Source organism: Flavobacterium sp. HJSW_4 (assembly GCF_042436695.1).
Lineage (GTDB): Bacteria > Bacteroidota > Bacteroidia > Flavobacteriales > Flavobacteriaceae > Flavobacterium.
Genome location: NZ_JBHNPP010000005.1, coordinates 39443 through 58150, shown reverse-complemented (window position 1 = coordinate 58150; position 18708 = coordinate 39443). Strand labels below are relative to the sequence as shown.

Here is an 18708-nt window from a genome sequence, read left to right as displayed (position 1 = left end):
ATTTGAAAAAAAGAAATTACTAAATGAGCATAAATTTAAAAAGCCTGGTTTCAGTTCTCAATGCCAAATGGATTGGCTCCGATGCTGATGTTTTAATCGATCATATTTCAATTGACAGCCGTTCTCTGCAAAACGGATCGCAGACTTTATTTTTTGCGTTGGCCGGCGTTAATAATGATGCTCATTTGTTTATTCCTGATTTAATAGATAACAAAGTTCAGAATTTTGTAGTTCAATATATTCCAGAAGGTTGTGCGGATAAAGCTAATTTTTTGGTTGTTGAAAATACGCTTCAGGCACTTCAGGAATTTGCGACATATTACAGGAATCTTTTTCATTTTCCAGTTATCGGATTAACAGGAAGCAACGGTAAAACGATCGTAAAAGAATGGCTTAATTTCTTGTTGAGTCCTGATTATAATATTATTAGAAGCCCTAAAAGCTATAATTCTCAGGTTGGAGTTCCACTTTCTGTAATTGCCATTAATGAAAAACATAATTTAGGAATTTTCGAAGCCGGAATTTCGACGGTTAACGAAATGGTTAAATTGGAGAAAATCATCAAACCAAATATTGGGGTTTTAACGAGCATCGGTTCTGCGCATGACGAAGGTTTTTTAAATTTAGTGCAGAAAATTGATGAAAAACTGCTTTTGTTCAAAGAGTGTCCAATCATTATTTATCAAAAAAATGAAGTGGTAGATTCTTGTTTATCTCAATTTGCTGCAGAGTACATGCTTCATCCGAGAAAACTGTTTTCTTGGAGTTTTCAAGACAAAACTGCTGATGTTTTTATTGAAAAAAGAGAACATAAAAACGATCATACTTTTATTCAATATCATTACAAAAAAGAGGTTTTCAATTTAGAAATTCCGTTTAATGATTCGGCTTCTGTCGAAAATGCGATTTCTTGCTTATTGGTTTTATTAAACTTTAATTACGATCAAGAAACAATTCAGAACAGAATCGAGATGCTTTATCCTGTTCGAATGCGTTTGGAAGTAAAAAACGGAATCAACAATTGCAGTATTATTGATGATAGTTATAGCTCCGATTTTCAGTCGCTTAAAATTGCTTTAGATTTCTTGGAAAGTCAGAAGAAAAAAGGCGCTTCAAAAACAGTCATTTTATCAGATATTTTCCAAAGCGGATTTACGAATGAAGAATTGTATTCTAAAGTTGCACAGTTAATTTCAGACAATAAAATCAACCGTGTAATTGGTATTGGGCCAACAATTTCTTCTTTTCAAGATAAATTCCCAAACAATAAAATGTTTGAAAATACAGCCGATTTCATTGCCGAAATCGACAACTTGAATTTCAATAACGAAACCATTCTAATAAAAGGGGCAAGAACTTTTCAGTTTGAAGAAATTGTTTCGCTTCTGGAGGAAAAAACGCATGAGACAATTCTAGAAATTAATCTTGATGCCATCAGCCATAACTTCAATTATTATAAGTCAAAATTGGCGGCAAACGTCAAAATGATGGTAATGGTAAAAGCATTTGGCTACGGAAACGGCGGATTAGAAATAGCTAAATTATTAGAACATCATAAAGTAGATTATTTGGGTGTGGCTTTCGCCGATGAAGGAATCGCACTGAAAAACGGTGGAATAAAGCTTCCAATTATGGTTTTAAATCCTGAATCGACGAGTTTTCCATCGATCATTCAATATCAGTTAGAACCTGAAATTTATAGTTTGAAAGGATTAAATGCCTTTTTGAAAATTGCTCGCGAAAAGAACTTAAAAGATTATCCAATTCATATTAAAATGGATACAGGAATGCATCGTTTAGGTTTTGAAAATAATACAATAGATGAATTAATTGCAACTTTAAAAGGAAATTCAACCGTTCGTGTTCAAAGTATTTTGTCACATTTGGCAACCAGCGATGATCCGAAACATTTTGATTTTGTGAGACAGCAGATTGCATTGTTTGAAAAACTGTCTTCAAAATTAATGGCAACATTAAATATTAATCCAATCCGACATATTTTAAATACTTCTGGAATAAGCAATTTTCCAGATGCGCAATACAGCATGGTGCGTTTAGGTATTGGTTTATATGGAGTTTCAAATGATCCTGCAGAACAAAAATATTTGGAGAATGTAGGAACGTTAAAATCGATTATTTCGCAAGTTCGAACCATTCCAGCTGGCGACAGCGTAGGTTACGGACGTCGTTTTATGGCTGATAATGAAACTAAAATTGCAACCATTCCAATTGGCTACGCAGACGGAATTGCGAGATTATGGGGAAATGAAGTGGGTTATGTAGTGATCAAAAATCAGAAAGCCAAAATCGTCGGAAGTGTCTGCATGGATATGCTAATGGTCAATGTAAGCCATATCGATTGCAAAGAAGGTGATTCTGTAATTATTTTCGGCGAAAGCCCGACTGTTATTGAGATGGCTGAGGCTTTAAAAACAATTCCGTATGAGATTATGACGAGTATTTCGCAACGAGTAAAGCGTGTATTTTTCCGATAGCATTAAGAACTTTCAATAAAATTACGTATTTTCGATATTCATTTATTCAACTAAACAGATCAAATATGGGATTTTTTTCAGAATTTAAGGAATTTGCAATGAAAGGCAACGTAGTCGATTTGGCTGTCGGTGTAATCATTGGAGCTGCTTTTGGTAAAATTGTAAGCTCGTTAATCGAAGATGTAATTACGCCGCTGTTATTGAAACCTGCTTTAGATGCTGCACATATGTCAACTATTGAGCAATTGACTGCCTTTGGAGGAGTAAAATATGGTGTGTTTATTTCGGCAGTGATCAACTTTGTAATTGTTGCTTTTGTTTTGTTCTTAATCATTAAAGGAATAAACCATGCAAAAAAGAAAGATGTTCCAGCGCCAGCAGCCCCGGCAGGACCAACTCAAGAGGAATTGCTTACACAAATTAGAGATTTATTAAAAAATAAATAAAAATATAATACCGCTACACTAAGTCTAACTTAACCGCCTTCTAAAGAGGCGGTTTTTTTACAATAATTAATTTAATAAAGTATGGGACATAATACAAGTGCTTTAATTGGGCGAATGCCTATTAATATTGAAAAAATAAAATTTTATGGACTTGCGGTTGCATTTGAAGATGATTTTGCAATTATCTTTTTAGATGAAGATCATCTTTTTCAATGGCATTTAAAATTAAATTTAGATTATGTTTCTGATAATGAGAATTTGCGTTTCGGTGATGAATTAGTTCGTTTTTTTGCGAGAGAAATCGAACTGGAAGATTATATAATTGCATATTTGAGTTATGAATTTTACGGAGAATTTTATAAAAGTGCTGTAAAAATTAATGAAGGGGAAATTAATTTAATGCTAAAAGAAATAGGTGTTGATGCTTTTAATAGTAAAAATGAATTTCATAAGTTAAATCTTGACGATTATCGAATGTCAGAATGTTATTATTGGGATGAGAAGCTAAATTGGGTAAAATTTAAAGATAATATTATTGCTGGATTTATAAGTAAGGTAATTGATTTATAAAGATATAGGCTTTAAAGGTAGTTGGGTTAAGGTGGGTTTTTCAAACAATTGAACTTAACAATTTTACAAAATGTTTATTTTATAACATTTTGTTATTTTTTGTGAATCGCCTTGCCAAGACTTTTATTATACTTATTTTTGCGTTACAAAATTGATTAATTGATTATTTAAAAATATAAAAATGAGAATTGCAGTTGTAGGTGCTACCGGAATGGTTGGCGAAGTAATGCTTAAAGTTTTAGCGGAAAGAAATTTTCCTGTTACAGAATTAATTCCTGTTGCATCTGAAAGATCAGTAGGAAAAGAAATCGAGTACAAAGGAACCAAATATAAAGTAGTAGGTTTGCAAACAGCTGTTGATATGAAAGCAGATATCGCTGTTTTTTCTGCTGGAGGAGATACTTCATTAGAATGGGCGCCAAAATTTGCTGCTGCTGGAACAACTGTAATCGATAACTCTTCTGCATGGAGAATGGATCCTACTAAAAAATTAGTAGTTCCAGAAATCAATGCTGATGTTTTAACTAAAGAAGATAAAATTATCGCAAACCCAAACTGTTCTACAATTCAAATGGTTTTGGCTTTGTCTCCTTTGCACAAAAAATACAACATTAAAAGAATTATTGTTTCTACTTACCAATCTATTACAGGAACTGGTGTAAAAGCGGTTAAACAATTAGAAAACGAGTACGCTGGAGTTCAGGGTGATATGGCTTATAAATATCCTATTCACAGAAATGCAATTCCTCATTGTGATAGTTTCGAAGAAAACGGATACACTAAAGAAGAAATGAAATTAGTTCGCGAAACTCAAAAAATCTTAGGTGATAACACAATTAGAGTTACCGCTACTGCAGTTCGTGTGCCAGTTGTAGGTGGACACAGTGAAGCAGTAAACGTTGAGTTTACAAATGATTTTGAAGTAAATGAAGTTCGCGAAATCTTACACAACACTGATGGAGTTGTGGTTCAAGATAATCTAGATACATTTACTTACCCAATGCCATTATATGCAGAAGGTAAAAATGATGTTTTTGTTGGAAGAATTCGTCGTGACGAAAGCCAACCAAATACATTAAACATGTGGATTGTTGCTGATAACTTAAGAAAAGGAGCTGCAACAAACACAATCCAAATCGCTGAATACTTAATTAAAGCAGGTTTGGTATAATCGTAGAGATTAAATAAAATTGTTATAAAGAGAAAAAGCCGTAATTGCATTTTTGTAATTACGGCTTTTTTGTACAAAAAACTTTTCAGCTTGGCTGTTAAATAAGTAAATTAGCAGTTAAAACTTATGCTTTATGAATTTCGATAACTACAAAATAATTCCGAACTATAATACCAATAAAACAGATCTATTTACGGCCGATGAAGAAGATATTCTGGCTTGCGAAAAGACGTTGAACGTAGTATTTGATGAAGATTATAAAGAATATGTTCAAGAATACGGGAGCGGAATTCTAGGAGGAACTTACGTGCGAGTTTATCTTCCTGAAACCATTATTTTAACTTTACAGGAATGGAAAAACCGTATAACCGAATATTGGTTTTGGGATGAAGGAAAAGAAGTTTTGGCCAAAGATGAGGTTTTGAATTCTATCAGAATTGGAGATACTTTTGATGGTGACGAAATTATTCTTTTCAACAGTCAATATTACATTTTGCCAAGATACAGCGAAATGATTTATAAAGCAGGAAATTCACTTGAAGAAACTATTACATGGCTTTGTTCGGCTGGAATTTTGACAGAGGCATTTTCTGAAAGAGAATTTGAGCCTTTTGATCCAAGCGAGCTTCCAGCATAAATTTCAAATAAAAAATTCCAAATTCCAATAGCACAAAATGCATTTCGGAATTTGGAATTTTAATATTTTGGATTATTTAGTATTCTGGTGCCAATTCTAACTCCAATCCTTCTAGATCTTCAGTAATTGGTATCTGACAGCCTAAACGACTATTAGACTTAACATAAAATGCTTCAGAAAGCATGGCTTCTTCATCGTCACCCATTTCTGGTAATGCAACATCATTTAGAACATAACACTGGCAAGATGCGCACATGGCCATTCCTCCGCAGGTTCCTTCAACAGGAAGTTCGTATGCTTTGCATAACTCCATTATATTCATTGCCATATCAGTCGGAGCTTGTAATTCGTGTATAACTCCTTCTCGATCTTTAATTTTAATTAATACATCCATTTTAATTATTGGAATTTTTGGCAGGATTTTATAACGTGAAAAAATCCTAATTTATATTAGCTAGTAGGTTTAGTACTAAATGCGTATTCTTTTCTATTGTTGTCCTTTAAGCGCATTTTTACACCAAGAACGTTGTCATTTTTTTCAAGAATTGTAACCACTGCAATTACAGAATAGTAGTCTCTGTCAGACTGGAAAACTAATGTTCCTTCGTAAGTCGTGTTTAAAACTCCTTGTTTGTCAGTTGAAGCAGAAATTTTTCTCGGATGAGAAAATTCAGCAGAACTGTAAGTTGTTTTTATTGTAAATTTTGCTTTTCCTTCTACAAAGTCGTACAAGAAATCGTAGTTTCCAATTCGTAATGTTCCTGGTTCATCATTCGGATTCATTGAAAAAACAATCTTTCCTGAATATTGAAAGTCAGACCATTCTTCAGCTTCACTTACCCAAGCCTGATCAACCACAACATTCTTACTTTGGGCATAATCTACAGAAACAAAAAACAATAATAAAAAAAGAGCGTAATAGTTTTTCATAGTTTAAGATTTAAGGGTTTTGTGACAAATTTAAGTTAAAAATGTAACAATTCCTTAACTGAAACTCTTAAATCTTTGCGTTGTTTTTTATGAATGTGGCAAAAAACGTCTTTTTTTTAGTGATATTTTATCATTTTGTTAATCAAACGATAAATCACTTATTATTCTTGTTAAACTTTCAGAGGCTAATTTTGAAAAAAAGGCGCTGTATTGTTACATTACGTTTACCACAGTTTCAATTTGTGGTGCATACTTTTTTATGGTTGTTTCTACACCGGCTTTCAACGTCATTTGATTAACGCTACAGCTAATGCAAGCTCCTTCCAAACGAACTTTTACATGTTTATCATCTTCGATAGAAATCAATGAAATATCTCCACCGTCAGATTTTAAGAATGGTCTTATCTCATCTAAGGCCAATAAAACATTACTTGTTAATTCTTCTGTTGTCATAATATTTGAATGTGTCAATGATGAAAATGTGCCAATTAGAAAATTTCAAAATTGTCTAATTGGCAAATTATCTCAATTATCTAATTATTTTTTTACTGCAGAACAACCTGCCATTGTCGTAATTTTAATTGCTTCTGTTGCAGGTAAGCTTTCGTTTCTGTTTACCGTTTCTTGTACCACATTTCTAGTAATTTCTTCAAAAACTTTCTCTATTGGAGAAGCAGTCTGCAATGCAGCTGGACGACCGTAGTCTCCTGCCTCACGAATAGATTGTACAATTGGAACTTCTCCTAAAAACGGTACGTCTAAATCTTTAGCAAGGTTTTTAGCACCTTCTTGTCCAAAGATATAGTATTTATTTTCTGGTAATTCTTCTGGTGTAAAGTAGGCCATGTTTTCAATAATTCCTAAAACAGGAACATTGATGTTGTCTTGCATAAACATTGCTACTCCTTTTTTAGCATCTGCAAGTGCCACCGCTTGTGGAGTACTTACTACCACCGCTCCAGTAATAGGAAGCGATTGCATGATAGAAAGGTGAATATCTCCAGTTCCAGGAGGCAAGTCAAGAAGCATGAAATCTAATTCTCCCCAATCTGCATCAAAGATCATTTGGTTTAATGCTTTTGCTGCCATTGGACCTCTCCAGATTACAGCTTGGCTTGGCGCTGTAAAAAATCCGATTGAAAGCATTTTGATTTCATAGCTTTCAATAGGTTTCATTTTTGATTTTCCGTCAACTGTTACAGAAATTGGTTTTTCGTTTTCAACATCAAACATAATTGGCATAGATGGTCCGTAGATATCAGCATCTAAAACTCCAACTTTGAAGCCCATTTTTGCAAGTGTAACAGCCAAGTTTGCAGTTACAGTAGATTTTCCTACTCCTCCTTTACCAGAAGCAACTGCAATAATATTTTTGATTCCAGGAATAGAACGGCCTTTAATTTCCGGTTTCTCTGGAGCTTCTACTTTAATATTTACTTTTACTTTCGCGTCTGGCGATATTAAATCGTGAATTGTTTTTCTAATATCATCTTCAGCTCTTTTTTTGATGTGCATAGCAGGCGTATGCAATACAAGGTCTACAACAGCTTCATCTCCAAATGTAATAACATTGGTTACAGCGCCGCTTTCAACCATATTTTTTCCTTCTCCAGCAATAGTGATTGTCTCTAAGGCTTTTAGAATTTCTTTTCTATCTAGTTTCATTGTAATGGGCTATTTTTTATTCTGCGAAAACAGTCTTATAAGATTATATTTATTTAAACTGATTTCAGGGTGCAAAGATAACGGATTAAGTTCGGAAATTAAGCGTTTTTGGATTGTAATTATTGATATTGAGATTATTCAAAATTATTCAATATAACTTTTCATTAAAAATAGTAATTAAGATTTTAATCCCTTTGCTGAAGTTTTTTTGATTTAAAGGAATGATTTTTATGTAATTTTTCTTTCAATTAAATAAAAATTCTCACAAAACTTCATTATATTTGATAGCCCAAATCGATGATTGCCAGATATAAAAAAAATAGGTGAAAACTAAAGTTTTTTGAAGTAGTTATTGGGTTTTCTGTGTTTTTTTTAAAGTTATTTCTACAATTTTAAACTTTAAAAATATGCGAAATTTTACTTTTTTATCAATTCTTATTGCGACCAGTTTTTTTGCATTTTCATTTAAGTCTTTTCCAGACAAAAACAGAAGTATAGACAAAGCTATTGTTTCATACGAAGAAGTGACGGTCAATACGACTGCTATAAATGCTTTTTTTAAAAAATATCCTAAGCTTAAAAAGTATCAGAAAGATGTTGAAGATATTTATAAAGCAAAACAATACAAATCTATTTGGTATGATGATAAGAGCATAACCGAATTGGGTGCGTTATTGTACCAAAAGGTCAATGTTCTTAAAGATCAGGGAATCGAAGATAAGATGCCTTATAAAGATGTTATTGATGAAGCATTTAACGAAAGTGATAACATTGATCCGCCTCATATAGATACCGAATTGCTTCTTACAAGCATGTATGTTTTTTATGCCAGCAATGTATACTCTGGAGTAGATCCTGCTACGCTGAAAAAAATTGGCTGGTTTCTTCCTGCAAAATCCATTTCTTACGCTCGAATTTTAGACTCGCTTATTGTTGATTCTGATCGATTGAATGAAGACGATTATCTGTTGTTTAAACAATACTACAAACTTCAAGATGCTTTAAAGAAATACAGAAAAATAGAAAAAGATGGTCTTTGGCAGAAAATCACCATCGATAGTGCTACTTATAAAGACATGAGACCAGATGATACTGCAATTGCGATAAAACAAATTAGAAATCGGTTGTTTGTGGTCGGAGATTTAAATAGAGACACTGGAAGCGATATTTATGATGAAGAGTTGATGCTTGGAATTATGAAGTATAAAAAAAGGTATAATCTTAAATTGAATTATGTCATAACGCGAGATCATATCAATCAGATGAATGAGCCTATTGGTAAAAGAATCAGAACGATTATGCTGAATATGGAGCGCTGCCGATGGATTCCGACTAAATTAGCGCGCGCGCAAGAATTTGTAATGGTTAATATTCCGTCGTTTAGATTGTTTTATGTCAAAAATGATAAAATAGATCTAGTATCGGATATATTTGTTGGAAACAGAATGAATGAAACCGTGATTTTTAGCGGTAATATGGATCGAATTGTTTTTAGTCCGTATTGGAATGTTCCAAATAGTATTGTGCAAAACGAATTGAAATCACAAATTGCAAGCAATAAAAATTATCTCGCAGAGCATAATATGGAATGGAATGGAGGCAAAGTAAGGCAAAAACCAGGTCCAAAAAACTCTTTAGGATTAGTCAAATTCATGTTCCCAAATCCGAATGATATTTACATGCACGATACGCCAGCAAAAACGTTGTTTGATTTTGAAAATCGTACTTTCAGCCATGGTTGTATTAACGTAAAAGAAGCAAGACAATTGGCATTGCATATTTTAAAAGATGATCCCGATTGGCCTGTAGATAAAATTGATAAAGCGATGAGCGGCGAAAAAGAAACGACTTGCATGCTTAAAAATAAAATTCCTGTTTATATAGGTTATTTTACTTGCTGGGTTCAGGAAGACGGAGAAATTCATTTTTATCCAGATGTTTATGGACGTGATGAAAGCTTAGACAAACTCCTTTATTCTTCTGATGCTTTAACTATGAAAGACTAAAATAAAAGCCCGACGGATTTTACTGAAATCTGTTGGGCTTCTTTAAAAAAAATGGTCTACAAGCTTATTCGTATTTTAGATACTTTAATACATCTATTTTAGTTACCTGAAACGCCTTTGTTAAAACAATTATTAATGTTAAAAGCAAAAGAGAAACTAGGGCAATTACAAAAGGAACGGATGATATTCCAATTCTAAAAGCGAAATCTTCAAGCCATTTCTGTAATAATATATATGCAGGAACAATTCCGATTGCAAATCCTATAAAACAGTAAACAATGTATTGTTTCGACAATTCTTTTAAGAGTATATCTGTTTCAGCTCCTAAAGTTTTTCGAATGGCTATTTCTTTCAATCTTCTCTCCATCGAAAATGATGCCAAAGCGAACAATCCGAAGATGGCAATTACGATTACTACCAAATTTAGAATGAAAAATAAGTCTTTTTGTTTGATTTGTTCTTGATAAGTTTTGGCAAATCCTTTATTAACGAATTCATAATCAAAGGGGTAGTCTGGATTTACGTTTTTTGTCCAATAGGTTTTTAATTTTTCTAATGTTTCGGTTAAATTATTTGGAGAAACCTTTACAAAAATGTTGTTGAAATTATTCCATTTTAAGGTTTTGATGTTTACAAAAACCATTGGCGGAACTTTATTTTGAAGTCCTGTAATATGAAAATCTTTCACAACGCCCACAATTTTGAACTTCAAATTATTTCCATCTCCAATACTCCAACCTGAAGTTATAATTGTATTTATCGGTTTTTTCAAATTCAGTGTTTTGGCTAACGTTTCATTGATTAGCATGTTGCTTACAGTGTCTGATGCAAATTGAGGGGATAGATAACGACCTTCAACGATTTTTATTTTCATCATTTCAAGAAAACCAAAATCGATCTCAGCATTTCTTGGCTGCACGAAAATTCCATTATGTGTAAATCCAGAACTTGAGTTCGTACTGCCGCCAAAACTTCCGGCAAATGTGCTAACATCTACAACTCCAGATATTTTTTTGATTTCTAGTTTGTCAACGCCATATTGCTGTACTCTTTTTTGTCTGTCTGGTTTGTTGTACGGAATTGAAATGACTTGATCACCGCTAAATCCAAGGTCTTTGTTCATCATATAATCGACCTGAGAATTAACAATCAAAGCACCAATAATAAAAAACGCTGCGATTCCGAATTGAAAAATAAGCATCGAATTTCGAATCCAAATACCACTTTTGCTTCTAGAGAAATTACCTTTAAGAACTTTTAACGTCTCAAAATTTGAGATATAAATGGCAGGGAAAATACCCGCAAGAACGATTACTAATCCAAATATAAAAATGAGCTGCAGGTAAAATTCACTGCCATTCATAATCAAATTTTTCTTTAAAAAGGTATTGTAATAAGGTAATGAAAGCTCAACAATTGCCAAAGCAAACAAAATAGCCAGCGTAACAATAATAGCCGTTTCAAAAATAAACTGCGTTATAATTTGATTTTTTGAAGCTCCTACAATTTTGCGAACCCCAACTTCTTTTGCACGTTTGATTGCCGATGCAGTCGCTAAATTGATGTAATTGACCAATGATAAAATGAGAATTAAAACAGATAAACCACCCATGATGTAAAGCAATTTCAAATTTCCTACACCCTCTGGAAAATTTTGTCCGGCTGAACTTTTCGTTCCGTGCAAACGAGACATTTGCAATTGGTCTAAAATAACGATGATTTCGCCATTTTCCTTTATATATTGTTCTGGAGTCTGGCCATTTTCTTTAGCATCTTTTAAAGTTCGGTTAACGTAATTGACGTTTTGCATTTTCTTTAAAACCGCCACCGCATCAGCCTTTTTTTTGATTTTAACAAGCAAACCATAATTAAAGTTTCCCCAACTGTTTATGTCGCCTTGACGTTTTACACCGCTAAAAACATAATTTGGTTCAATTGATGAAGGTTTGATAATACGATAAACCGATTTTACAGTATAAGCAACAGTATTGTAGATTATTGATCTTCCAATTGGATCTTCATCTTTAAAGATTAATTTAGCTTGCTCTTCAGAAATGGCAACGCTATTTTTTTCTTTTAGAATGTTTGTTTTTGCTCCTTGTACAATTTCAAAAGGAAAAAAATCGAAGAAATTTTCATCGCTTACAGTAATCTTTTTTGCCATAAGTTTTTGACTTTGATATTTGATAATATCTTCATCGTACCAAGTATTGAAGAAACATACTTTTTCAATTTCCGGAATTGACGCTTTGCAGGTTTCACCAAACGGAATGGAGTTAGAGCCCCAAGTATCACCAGTTGCTCCAATTTTATTCAACACCATATAAGCATTTTCCTTATTTGGATTCCATTGATCGTAAGAATGCTCGTTGTTCCAATATAAAATGGCAAAAATCACGCTAGCAATTCCAATACTTAAACCTAAAACATTTAAAAACGAAAACAATTTGCTTTGTTTTAAATGATAAATAAATATTTTAAACCAGTTAAAAATCATTTTGATGTATATTTTTTATAGTTGATATGGCTGTTTTTGTAATGCTTTTGGTTTTAAAGCATAGTAAATATTCTGCAGACAAATTCTACCAGAACCACGAGTGCAGTAACAATAATTTTAATCATGATTTTATTATTTAGCGTCCATAAAAACATCAACATTACGTTGATTTAACTTCTCAGAAAATATAACTCCGTCTTTCATATGAATGGTTCTTTGCGAAAAAGAAGCATCATAATCAGAGTGGGTAACCATCAAAATAGTAGCGCCTTTAGCGTGTAAATCGGTTAAAAGTTCCATTACTTCATTACCGTTTTTACTATCTAAGTTTCCTGTTGGCTCATCGGCCAAAATAATTTTTGGGTCGTTTACCAAAGCTCTTGCAACGGCAACTCTCTGCTGTTGTCCTCCAGAAAGCTGTTGCGGAAAATGTTTTAAACGATGAGAAATGTTTAATTTTTCAGCAATTGCTTCAATCTTTTGTTTTCTTTCAGAAGCCTTTACGTTGTTGTAAAGCAAAGGCAATTCGATATTATCGTAAACAGAAAGTTCGTCGATCAAGTTGAAGTTTTGGAAAATAAAGCCAATATTTTCTTTTCTCACTTTTGCTCTTCCTTTTTCTTTCAGGCCGATCATTTCTTGGTCTAACAGTTTGTAGCTTCCGTTGCTTGCACTGTCCAAAAGTCCGATAATATTCAATAAAGTCGATTTTCCGCATCCTGAAGGCCCCATGATAGTTAAAAAATCTCCTTTTTTTATTTCTAAATTGATACCGCTCAAAGCAGCAGTTTCTATTTCTTCTGTTCTAAAAACTTTGGTTAAATTCTGAATTGTGATCATAATTTTTAAGGTTTTGAAATGTTGTTAAATTCGTTTTTTGATTGATGATTGAAACGATGATTTTTTATAATTGTAAAACTGTAAACTGTGACTGCGACTGAAAACTATTCTTTCTCAAGCGCAAGCTCTTCAATATCTTTATAGTCGGTATAAGAAGAAGTTACTACAGATTCGCCTTCTTTTAAACCTTCTAAAACTTCATAATAAGAAGGATTTTCGCGTCCTAATTTGATATTTTTTCTTGCGGCTTTGTTTCCATTCACAACAAAAATCCATTTTCCTGCCGCTTCCTGATTAAAAGCGCCTCTCGGAATTACTAGTGTTTTGTTCTTTTCAGATAAAATCAATTTTACGCCAAAGCTAAGTCCGTCTTGAAGAGCAATTTTTTCTTTAGATGCAAAAGCCAATTCTACAGTAAAACGTCCGCCTTTAACTTCCGGAATTACTTTGGTAACGATAACTTCAAGATTTTTTCCTTTAAATTCTACTTGACCTTTTAAGCCTTCTCTAACTTTTTCTAAGTAAAATTCATCCACATCAGCAGTCAGTTTGTAACCTTTATTAGCGTCGATTTTTCCGATGCTTGCTCCAGCCTGAAAAGTTTTTCCTAAAACAGGTTCAAAAGAAGTCAATCGTCCTGTTTCTGGCGCTGTAATTAAAAAGTTCTTTTTGTTATTTCTAAGAATATCCAAACTCTTTTCCATCGTCTGAATTGAACGATTTATTTGCGAAATCTGAACTTGATTCGATTGTTTTTCTTTTTGAATACTCTGCTGGATGGTTCTTTTTCGTTCTTCCTGAAAACGAAGGCTTTCTTTAAAAGTATTCCAGTCATTTTTAGAAATTACATCTTTTTCATAAAGCTTAGCATTCATGTCGTACAATCTTTTGGCATCGTTATAATCGTGTTCAATCAAAACTAAATCTTTGTTGAGGTTTAATTCTTGATTTCTGATATTTAATTTTCCTGTATTTAAGTTGTTGATTTGCTCAATAATAGCAGTTTCTTGAGTCAGATAATTCAATTCTGTATTCGGATTGTACAAACGAGCCAGAGATTGCCCTTTGGTCACCATTGCTCCGTTTTCTACAAAAATCTCTTTTACAGAACCGCCTTCAGTAACGTTTACAAGCATTACATTCAAAGGTTCAACTTTTGCTTGAAAAACCACGAAATCTTCAAAAAAAGCTTTTTCAGCTTTTTGAATGGTCAATTCATCTGCTTTTACGTTTAAAGTTCTTTTGGTATTGAAAGCAAAAACCGAGATCGTAAGCAAAACTAAAAAAACAGCAATTGCTATTGCGAGATATCTAAATTTTTTATTTTTACGAGGAATTACCGTGTCCATTTTTTTAATATTTTACTGATAGTCAATAGGTAAATATTGTGCCATAAAATTTATTATTTGTAAACTATTGATTTTAAAGAGGCTTTGAAAAACACCTCAAAAAAGAAGTGTTCGATAATGAACAGTTGACCGTTCGGAAGCGGACAGAAAAAAGACCACATGAGAAAAAAGCTAGCCCAAATATTAGTTGTTGACGATCAGGAAGAAATTCTCTTTTCTGCCAAAATGATTCTTAAAAAGCATTTTGAGACAATTTTCACGACTAATAGCCCAAAAAAAATCATTTCGATCTTAAACGAAAATGACATAAATGTGGTTTTGCTGGATATGAATTACCGAATTGGTTTTGAAGATGGGCGAGAAGGAATTCATTGGCTAAAAGAAATTAAAGAACTTTCTCCAAACACAATTGTGATTTTAATGACCGCTTTCGGTAAAATTGAAACTGCTGTAGAAGGTATTAAAATCGGAGCTTTTGATTATGTTTTAAAACCGTGGAATAATGAAAAACTGCTAGAAGCCATTGATAAAGCGGTTACTGAAAGCAGAAAAAACACTAAAAAGGCAACTGAAAAAGTAGAAAAATCCGAAAAGAAATACTTCGTCGGAACTTCAGTCAAAATAAAACAAGCTTATTCTATTGCCGAAAAAGTGGCTCGAACAGACGCTAATGTTTTGATTTTAGGTGAAAACGGAACAGGGAAATATGTTTTTGCAGAATATATTCATCAGCATTCTGAAAGAAAAAATCAGCCTTTTGTGCATGTAGATTTAGGTTCTCTGAGCGATAATCTTTTTGAAAGTGAGCTTTTTGGTTATGCCAAAGGCGCTTTTACAGATGCTAAAATTGATACTCCTGGCCGTTTTGAAAATGCTTCAAACGGAACTATTTTTTTAGACGAAATAGGAAATATTCCGTTGCATCTTCAAGCGAAATTGCTTCATGTTTTGCAGACCAAAACCGTAACGCGTTTAGGAGAAAGTAAACCAAGACCGCTCAATGTGCGTGTTATTGCAGCAACAAATAGTGATATTAAAACTGAAGTAAAGAACAAAACTTTCAGAGAAGATTTGCTTTATCGAATCAATACAATGGAAATAAATCTTCCGTCTTTACGAGAAAGGAAAGATGATATTGTGCCAATGGCAAATTTTATTTTAGAACAAATTGCCGAAAAATACAATCATAGTCCCGAAGCTTCGGGATGGCGTTTTGAAGAGAATGCAGCCTCTTATTTAGAAAGATATCCATGGAAAGGAAATGTCCGTGAAATGGAAAACAAGATCGAACGTGCTTTAATCTTGGCGGAAAACAATACAATTTCTGTTATGGATTTGGACATTTTGGATTTTGAAGAAATTCAGGAAAACGACGAAAATCCGTTATCTGAAATGGAAAAAGGTGCAATCGAAAAAGCACTTTTTAAACATAACGGAAATATCAGTAAAACTGCCGAAGAATTGGGTTTGTCTCGCGCTGCTTTATACAGAAGAATTGAAAAATACGATTTGAAAAACCACTGAAAATGAAGAACTGGAAGTTTTATAACGCGTTGTTTATAAGAGTTGTGTTTATAATGGCGCTTTTCCTTTGCAGTGCTTTTTTGTTGTACAACGGATTCAAATTCAATGCAATTCTAGTTGGTGTTTTTGTTTTGATTTTTCTGTTCGAAATGTATTTTTTTGTCAAAACCCAATTGTTGTTTTATGACAAAACGATAAATTCCATTTTGCATGACGATTTTTCTACTCACTTTCCAGAAGAATATAAAAGAAACAATTTCAGTAGTTTGTATCTTTTGTATGATGCTTTAAAAGCTCAAAAACAGGAACAAATATCCAAAGAATTGATCTATCGTTCGATTTTGAACAGCATCGATACAGCAGCTTTAATTTTAGAAAAAGAAAATGAGGATTGGTCTATTTTTATAATGAATGATTGTTTTTCGAAATTATTTAAAGTTCCAAAAGTAAGTCATTGGAAATACCTTAAAAACTATCTTCCTGCGCTTTGCAATGAAATTGAGAATGTAGATTTTGGCGAATTGAAAACGGCAATTTCAATTAAAATTGAGGATCAGGATTTGCAGACTTTTATGTTGCAGACTTCTCGCACTCAAACGTATAACAAAGAATATTTTATTATTCTGTTGGATAGTATTCAGCGTGTTATCGAGAAAAAAGAAAAAGAAGCTTGGATTAATTTAATGAAGATTATTTCACATGAATTAATGAATTCTCTAACGCCAATTCGTGCGCTTTCGCAGAATTTACTCCATATTGTAGATCAGGAAGAATTGGAAGAAGATGATTTTGAAGATATTAAAAGTAGTATTTCGACCATCATTAACAGAAGTGATCATTTGCAGTTTTTTGTAGAGAATTATAGAAAACTGGCTATGCTTCCAACGCCAAACAAACAAATGACACCGATAAATGCTTTGTTTGAAGATTGCTTGCGAATTATGAGTCCGATTTTGAAAGAAGAAGGAATTGAATTAATCAATGAAATTCATAGTTCCCGTTCAATTCTGATTGATAAAAATCAGATGGAACAGGTAATTATCAATTTGATAACCAACAGTATTCATGCTTTAAAAGAAAAAGAAGAAAAGAAACTGATAATCTCCAGTTATACCGAAAACAATCGCTTTTTTATCGTGATTTCAGACAATGGAAAAGGAGTTGACGCAGAAATTAGAGATAAAGTTTTCCTTCCATTTTTCACCACAAGAAAAGACGGAGCGGGAATTGGATTAACGCTTTCTAAAAACATTATCGAAGCGCACGGAGGCTATTTAAGCTATCAAACCGATGAAGATCAAACTAGTTTTGTGATTTGTTTGATTTGATAAAATGAACCATATAAGTGATATAAGTTCTTTTAAACATTGTGTTTGTATCTCTCGCAAAGACGCGAAGTCGCAAAGTTTATTTTAAATTTTCTTTGTGACTTCGCGTTTTTGCGAGATTAAATGAGAAAGTAAAACTTTAAATTAACTTATATCACTTATATGGTGAAAAATCTAAACTTCAACTTCAGGTTTCCAGAAATGCTTTTCAAAATCCACAATCTGATTATTGACTACTTTAATGCCTTCATTTTCTAAAAGCTGTTGCATTAAATTAGTTCCGTCAAAATGATGCTTTCCTGTCAAAAGGCCTTTTTGGTTTACGACTCTGTGCGCTGGAACATCATCCATATTATGGCACGCGTTCATTGCCCAGCCGACCATTCTTGCCGAACGAGCTGTTCCTAAGGCTTTCGCGATAGCGCCATAAGAAGTTACTTTTCCAAACGGAATTTGTCTGGCGATTACATAAACTCTTTCGAAAAAATTCTCTTCAGCCATTTTAAAATATTTTACCATTAAGATATGAAGTTAATAAAGATAAAAACTTAATTTTTCTTAATCTCTTAATGGTTGGTTTTATTTATCCGAAGTAATAATTCAAGATATTAAAAAGTGTCGCAAGAGCAACTAATCCTGTAACAGTTCCGATAATGGTATTCATGTTACGCATGAAGTAATCGGTTTTCTTTTCTATTCTTCCGAAAAAGGCGATATAGCTGTATAAAATTCCAAAAGCGCCAATAACAGAACCTAATACAAAGGTTAAAATAATCGGATTTTCGAATACAAAAAGATGGTAGGAAGCAAGTGTTACACTTACTACAACATAATAAGGAATAGGGAAGAAGTTCAATCCAGAAAGCAACATTCCGAGAAAGAAACGACTTTTTTTACTGCTCTTTTTTATTTTCGTTTTTTTCTTTGCTTTTGGTTCTTTCGCAAAAAACAAAAAATAAATAGTTAAGATCGAAAAAATGATAAAACCAGCCTCACGCAATAATATTACAACATCTGGACGATTGTCTATGACTCGAGCAAATAATACTGCGATATAAGCTTGAAAAAAGATAATTAAAACTGCACCAATTACAAATGACAGCGCATTCTTTCTCCCTTCTTTCATTTTTATTTTGGCAGCTGTCATATTGAGCAATCCAGGCGGAATAGTTCCAATGGCAGCGGCAATAAAACCTGAAATTAGGGGAACGAGATAGGTCATTTAGTTATTAAATCAGTTAGATAAAGGT

The 18708-nt window shown here is 33.0% G+C and carries 17 protein-coding genes; 8 read left to right on the top strand and 9 right to left on the bottom strand.

Annotation, left to right across the window (positions count from 1 at the left end; all coding sequences use genetic code 11):
* Window positions 1-23: 23 nt before the first annotated feature.
* The 5 genes from ACE01P_RS06345 to ACE01P_RS06325 all read left to right on the top strand — a co-directional run bounded on the left by ACE01P_RS06345 (window position 24) and on the right by ACE01P_RS06325 (window position 5319).
* Window positions 24-2495, top strand: a complete 2472-nt coding sequence (locus tag ACE01P_RS06345; RefSeq protein ID WP_379695421.1) for a bifunctional UDP-N-acetylmuramoyl-tripeptide:D-alanyl-D-alanine ligase/alanine racemase — start codon at window positions 24-26, stop codon at window positions 2493-2495.
* A 65-nt stretch (window positions 2496-2560) separates the two neighbouring features.
* Window positions 2561-2941: a large conductance mechanosensitive channel protein MscL gene (mscL, locus tag ACE01P_RS06340; protein WP_379695418.1), complete on the top strand. Its 381-nt coding sequence runs from the start codon at window positions 2561-2563 to the stop codon at window positions 2939-2941.
* 81 nt (window positions 2942-3022) lie between these two features.
* On the top strand, window positions 3023-3511 hold the full coding sequence (locus tag ACE01P_RS06335; protein WP_379695416.1) for a hypothetical protein: 489 nt from the start codon (window positions 3023-3025) through the stop codon (window positions 3509-3511).
* Between the two features lie 181 nt (window positions 3512-3692).
* Window positions 3693-4682: an aspartate-semialdehyde dehydrogenase gene (locus tag ACE01P_RS06330; protein WP_379695414.1), complete on the top strand. Its 990-nt coding sequence runs from the start codon at window positions 3693-3695 to the stop codon at window positions 4680-4682.
* 133 nt (window positions 4683-4815) lie between these two features.
* Window positions 4816-5319, top strand: coding sequence for an SMI1/KNR4 family protein (locus tag ACE01P_RS06325; RefSeq protein WP_379695412.1), 504 nt, complete (start codon window positions 4816-4818; stop codon window positions 5317-5319).
* Window positions 5320-5395: 76 nt separating this feature from the next.
* Here ACE01P_RS06325 and ACE01P_RS06320 read toward each other — a convergent pair whose 3' ends face one another.
* From ACE01P_RS06320 to ACE01P_RS06305, 4 genes are all read right to left on the bottom strand, one after another.
* The gene (locus ACE01P_RS06320) at window positions 5396-5713 is read right to left on the bottom strand and encodes a 2Fe-2S iron-sulfur cluster-binding protein (protein WP_091490641.1); all 318 of its coding nucleotides are present in this window, start codon (window positions 5711-5713) and stop codon (window positions 5396-5398) included.
* A gap of 56 nt (window positions 5714-5769) precedes the next feature.
* On the bottom strand, window positions 5770-6249 hold the full coding sequence (locus tag ACE01P_RS06315) for a hypothetical protein (protein WP_379695410.1): 480 nt from the start codon (window positions 6247-6249) through the stop codon (window positions 5770-5772).
* Between the two features lie 213 nt (window positions 6250-6462).
* The gene (locus ACE01P_RS06310) at window positions 6463-6702 is read right to left on the bottom strand and encodes a NifU family protein (RefSeq protein ID WP_095929732.1); all 240 of its coding nucleotides are present in this window, start codon (window positions 6700-6702) and stop codon (window positions 6463-6465) included.
* Between the two features lie 84 nt (window positions 6703-6786).
* Window positions 6787-7914 carry a P-loop NTPase gene (locus ACE01P_RS06305; protein WP_379695408.1) on the bottom strand — a complete coding sequence of 376 codons (1128 nt, stop codon included), beginning with the start codon at window positions 7912-7914 and terminating at the stop codon, window positions 6787-6789.
* A 407-nt stretch (window positions 7915-8321) separates the two neighbouring features.
* Between ACE01P_RS06305 and ACE01P_RS06300 the strand changes: the two genes are divergently transcribed.
* Complete coding sequence (locus tag ACE01P_RS06300; protein ID WP_379695406.1) at window positions 8322-9920, top strand: murein L,D-transpeptidase; 1599 nt, start codon at window positions 8322-8324, stop codon at window positions 9918-9920.
* A gap of 64 nt (window positions 9921-9984) precedes the next feature.
* Here ACE01P_RS06300 and ACE01P_RS06295 read toward each other — a convergent pair whose 3' ends face one another.
* The 3 genes from ACE01P_RS06295 to ACE01P_RS06285 all read right to left on the bottom strand — a co-directional run bounded on the left by ACE01P_RS06295 (window position 9985) and on the right by ACE01P_RS06285 (window position 14606).
* The gene (locus ACE01P_RS06295; protein WP_379695404.1) at window positions 9985-12417 is read right to left on the bottom strand and encodes an ABC transporter permease; all 2433 of its coding nucleotides are present in this window, start codon (window positions 12415-12417) and stop codon (window positions 9985-9987) included.
* Between the two features lie 132 nt (window positions 12418-12549).
* Window positions 12550-13257 (bottom strand): ABC transporter ATP-binding protein, encoded by a 708-nt coding sequence (locus ACE01P_RS06290; RefSeq protein WP_379695403.1) that lies wholly within the window; start codon window positions 13255-13257, stop codon window positions 12550-12552.
* Window positions 13258-13361: 104 nt separating this feature from the next.
* Window positions 13362-14606, bottom strand: a complete 1245-nt coding sequence (locus ACE01P_RS06285; protein WP_379695401.1) for an efflux RND transporter periplasmic adaptor subunit — start codon at window positions 14604-14606, stop codon at window positions 13362-13364.
* Between the two features lie 159 nt (window positions 14607-14765).
* On the opposite strand from ACE01P_RS06285, the gene ACE01P_RS06280 reads away from it, so the two are divergent.
* Complete coding sequence (locus ACE01P_RS06280; protein ID WP_379695399.1) at window positions 14766-16130, top strand: sigma-54-dependent transcriptional regulator; 1365 nt, start codon at window positions 14766-14768, stop codon at window positions 16128-16130.
* A gap of 2 nt (window positions 16131-16132) precedes the next feature.
* On the top strand, window positions 16133-17458 hold the full coding sequence (locus ACE01P_RS06275) for a sensor histidine kinase (protein ID WP_379695397.1): 1326 nt from the start codon (window positions 16133-16135) through the stop codon (window positions 17456-17458).
* Between the two features lie 174 nt (window positions 17459-17632).
* Here ACE01P_RS06275 and ACE01P_RS06270 read toward each other — a convergent pair whose 3' ends face one another.
* Window positions 17633-17959, bottom strand: a complete 327-nt coding sequence (locus tag ACE01P_RS06270; RefSeq protein WP_379695395.1) for an MGMT family protein — start codon at window positions 17957-17959, stop codon at window positions 17633-17635.
* Between the two features lie 82 nt (window positions 17960-18041).
* Window positions 18042-18680 carry a LysE family transporter gene (locus tag ACE01P_RS06265; RefSeq protein WP_379695393.1) on the bottom strand — a complete coding sequence of 213 codons (639 nt, stop codon included), beginning with the start codon at window positions 18678-18680 and terminating at the stop codon, window positions 18042-18044.
* Window positions 18681-18708 lie beyond the last annotated feature (28 nt).

Bases quoted from the DNA above. Each gene is read 5' to 3' on its own strand.
- ACE01P_RS06345 (WP_379695421.1), top strand. From the start codon at position 24: ATGAGCATAAATTTAAAAAGCCTGGTTTCAGTTCTCAATGCCAAATGG.
- mscL (WP_379695418.1), top strand. From the start codon at position 2,561: ATGGGATTTTTTTCAGAATTTAAGGAATTTGCAATGAAAGGCAACGTA.
- ACE01P_RS06335 (WP_379695416.1), top strand. From the start codon at position 3,023: ATGGGACATAATACAAGTGCTTTAATTGGGCGAATGCCTATTAATATT.
- ACE01P_RS06330 (WP_379695414.1), top strand. From the start codon at position 3,693: ATGAGAATTGCAGTTGTAGGTGCTACCGGAATGGTTGGCGAAGTAATG.
- ACE01P_RS06325 (WP_379695412.1), top strand. From the start codon at position 4,816: ATGAATTTCGATAACTACAAAATAATTCCGAACTATAATACCAATAAA.
- ACE01P_RS06320 (WP_091490641.1), bottom strand. From the start codon at position 5,713: ATGGATGTATTAATTAAAATTAAAGATCGAGAAGGAGTTATACACGAA.
- ACE01P_RS06315 (WP_379695410.1), bottom strand. From the start codon at position 6,249: ATGAAAAACTATTACGCTCTTTTTTTATTATTGTTTTTTGTTTCTGTA.
- ACE01P_RS06310 (WP_095929732.1), bottom strand. From the start codon at position 6,702: ATGACAACAGAAGAATTAACAAGTAATGTTTTATTGGCCTTAGATGAG.
- ACE01P_RS06305 (WP_379695408.1), bottom strand. From the start codon at position 7,914: ATGAAACTAGATAGAAAAGAAATTCTAAAAGCCTTAGAGACAATCACT.
- ACE01P_RS06300 (WP_379695406.1), top strand. From the start codon at position 8,322: ATGCGAAATTTTACTTTTTTATCAATTCTTATTGCGACCAGTTTTTTT.
- ACE01P_RS06295 (WP_379695404.1), bottom strand. From the start codon at position 12,417: ATGATTTTTAACTGGTTTAAAATATTTATTTATCATTTAAAACAAAGC.
- ACE01P_RS06290 (WP_379695403.1), bottom strand. From the start codon at position 13,257: ATGATCACAATTCAGAATTTAACCAAAGTTTTTAGAACAGAAGAAATA.
- ACE01P_RS06285 (WP_379695401.1), bottom strand. From the start codon at position 14,606: ATGGACACGGTAATTCCTCGTAAAAATAAAAAATTTAGATATCTCGCA.
- ACE01P_RS06280 (WP_379695399.1), top strand. From the start codon at position 14,766: ATGAGAAAAAAGCTAGCCCAAATATTAGTTGTTGACGATCAGGAAGAA.
- ACE01P_RS06275 (WP_379695397.1), top strand. From the start codon at position 16,133: ATGAAGAACTGGAAGTTTTATAACGCGTTGTTTATAAGAGTTGTGTTT.
- ACE01P_RS06270 (WP_379695395.1), bottom strand. From the start codon at position 17,959: ATGGCTGAAGAGAATTTTTTCGAAAGAGTTTATGTAATCGCCAGACAA.
- ACE01P_RS06265 (WP_379695393.1), bottom strand. From the start codon at position 18,680: ATGACCTATCTCGTTCCCCTAATTTCAGGTTTTATTGCCGCTGCCATT.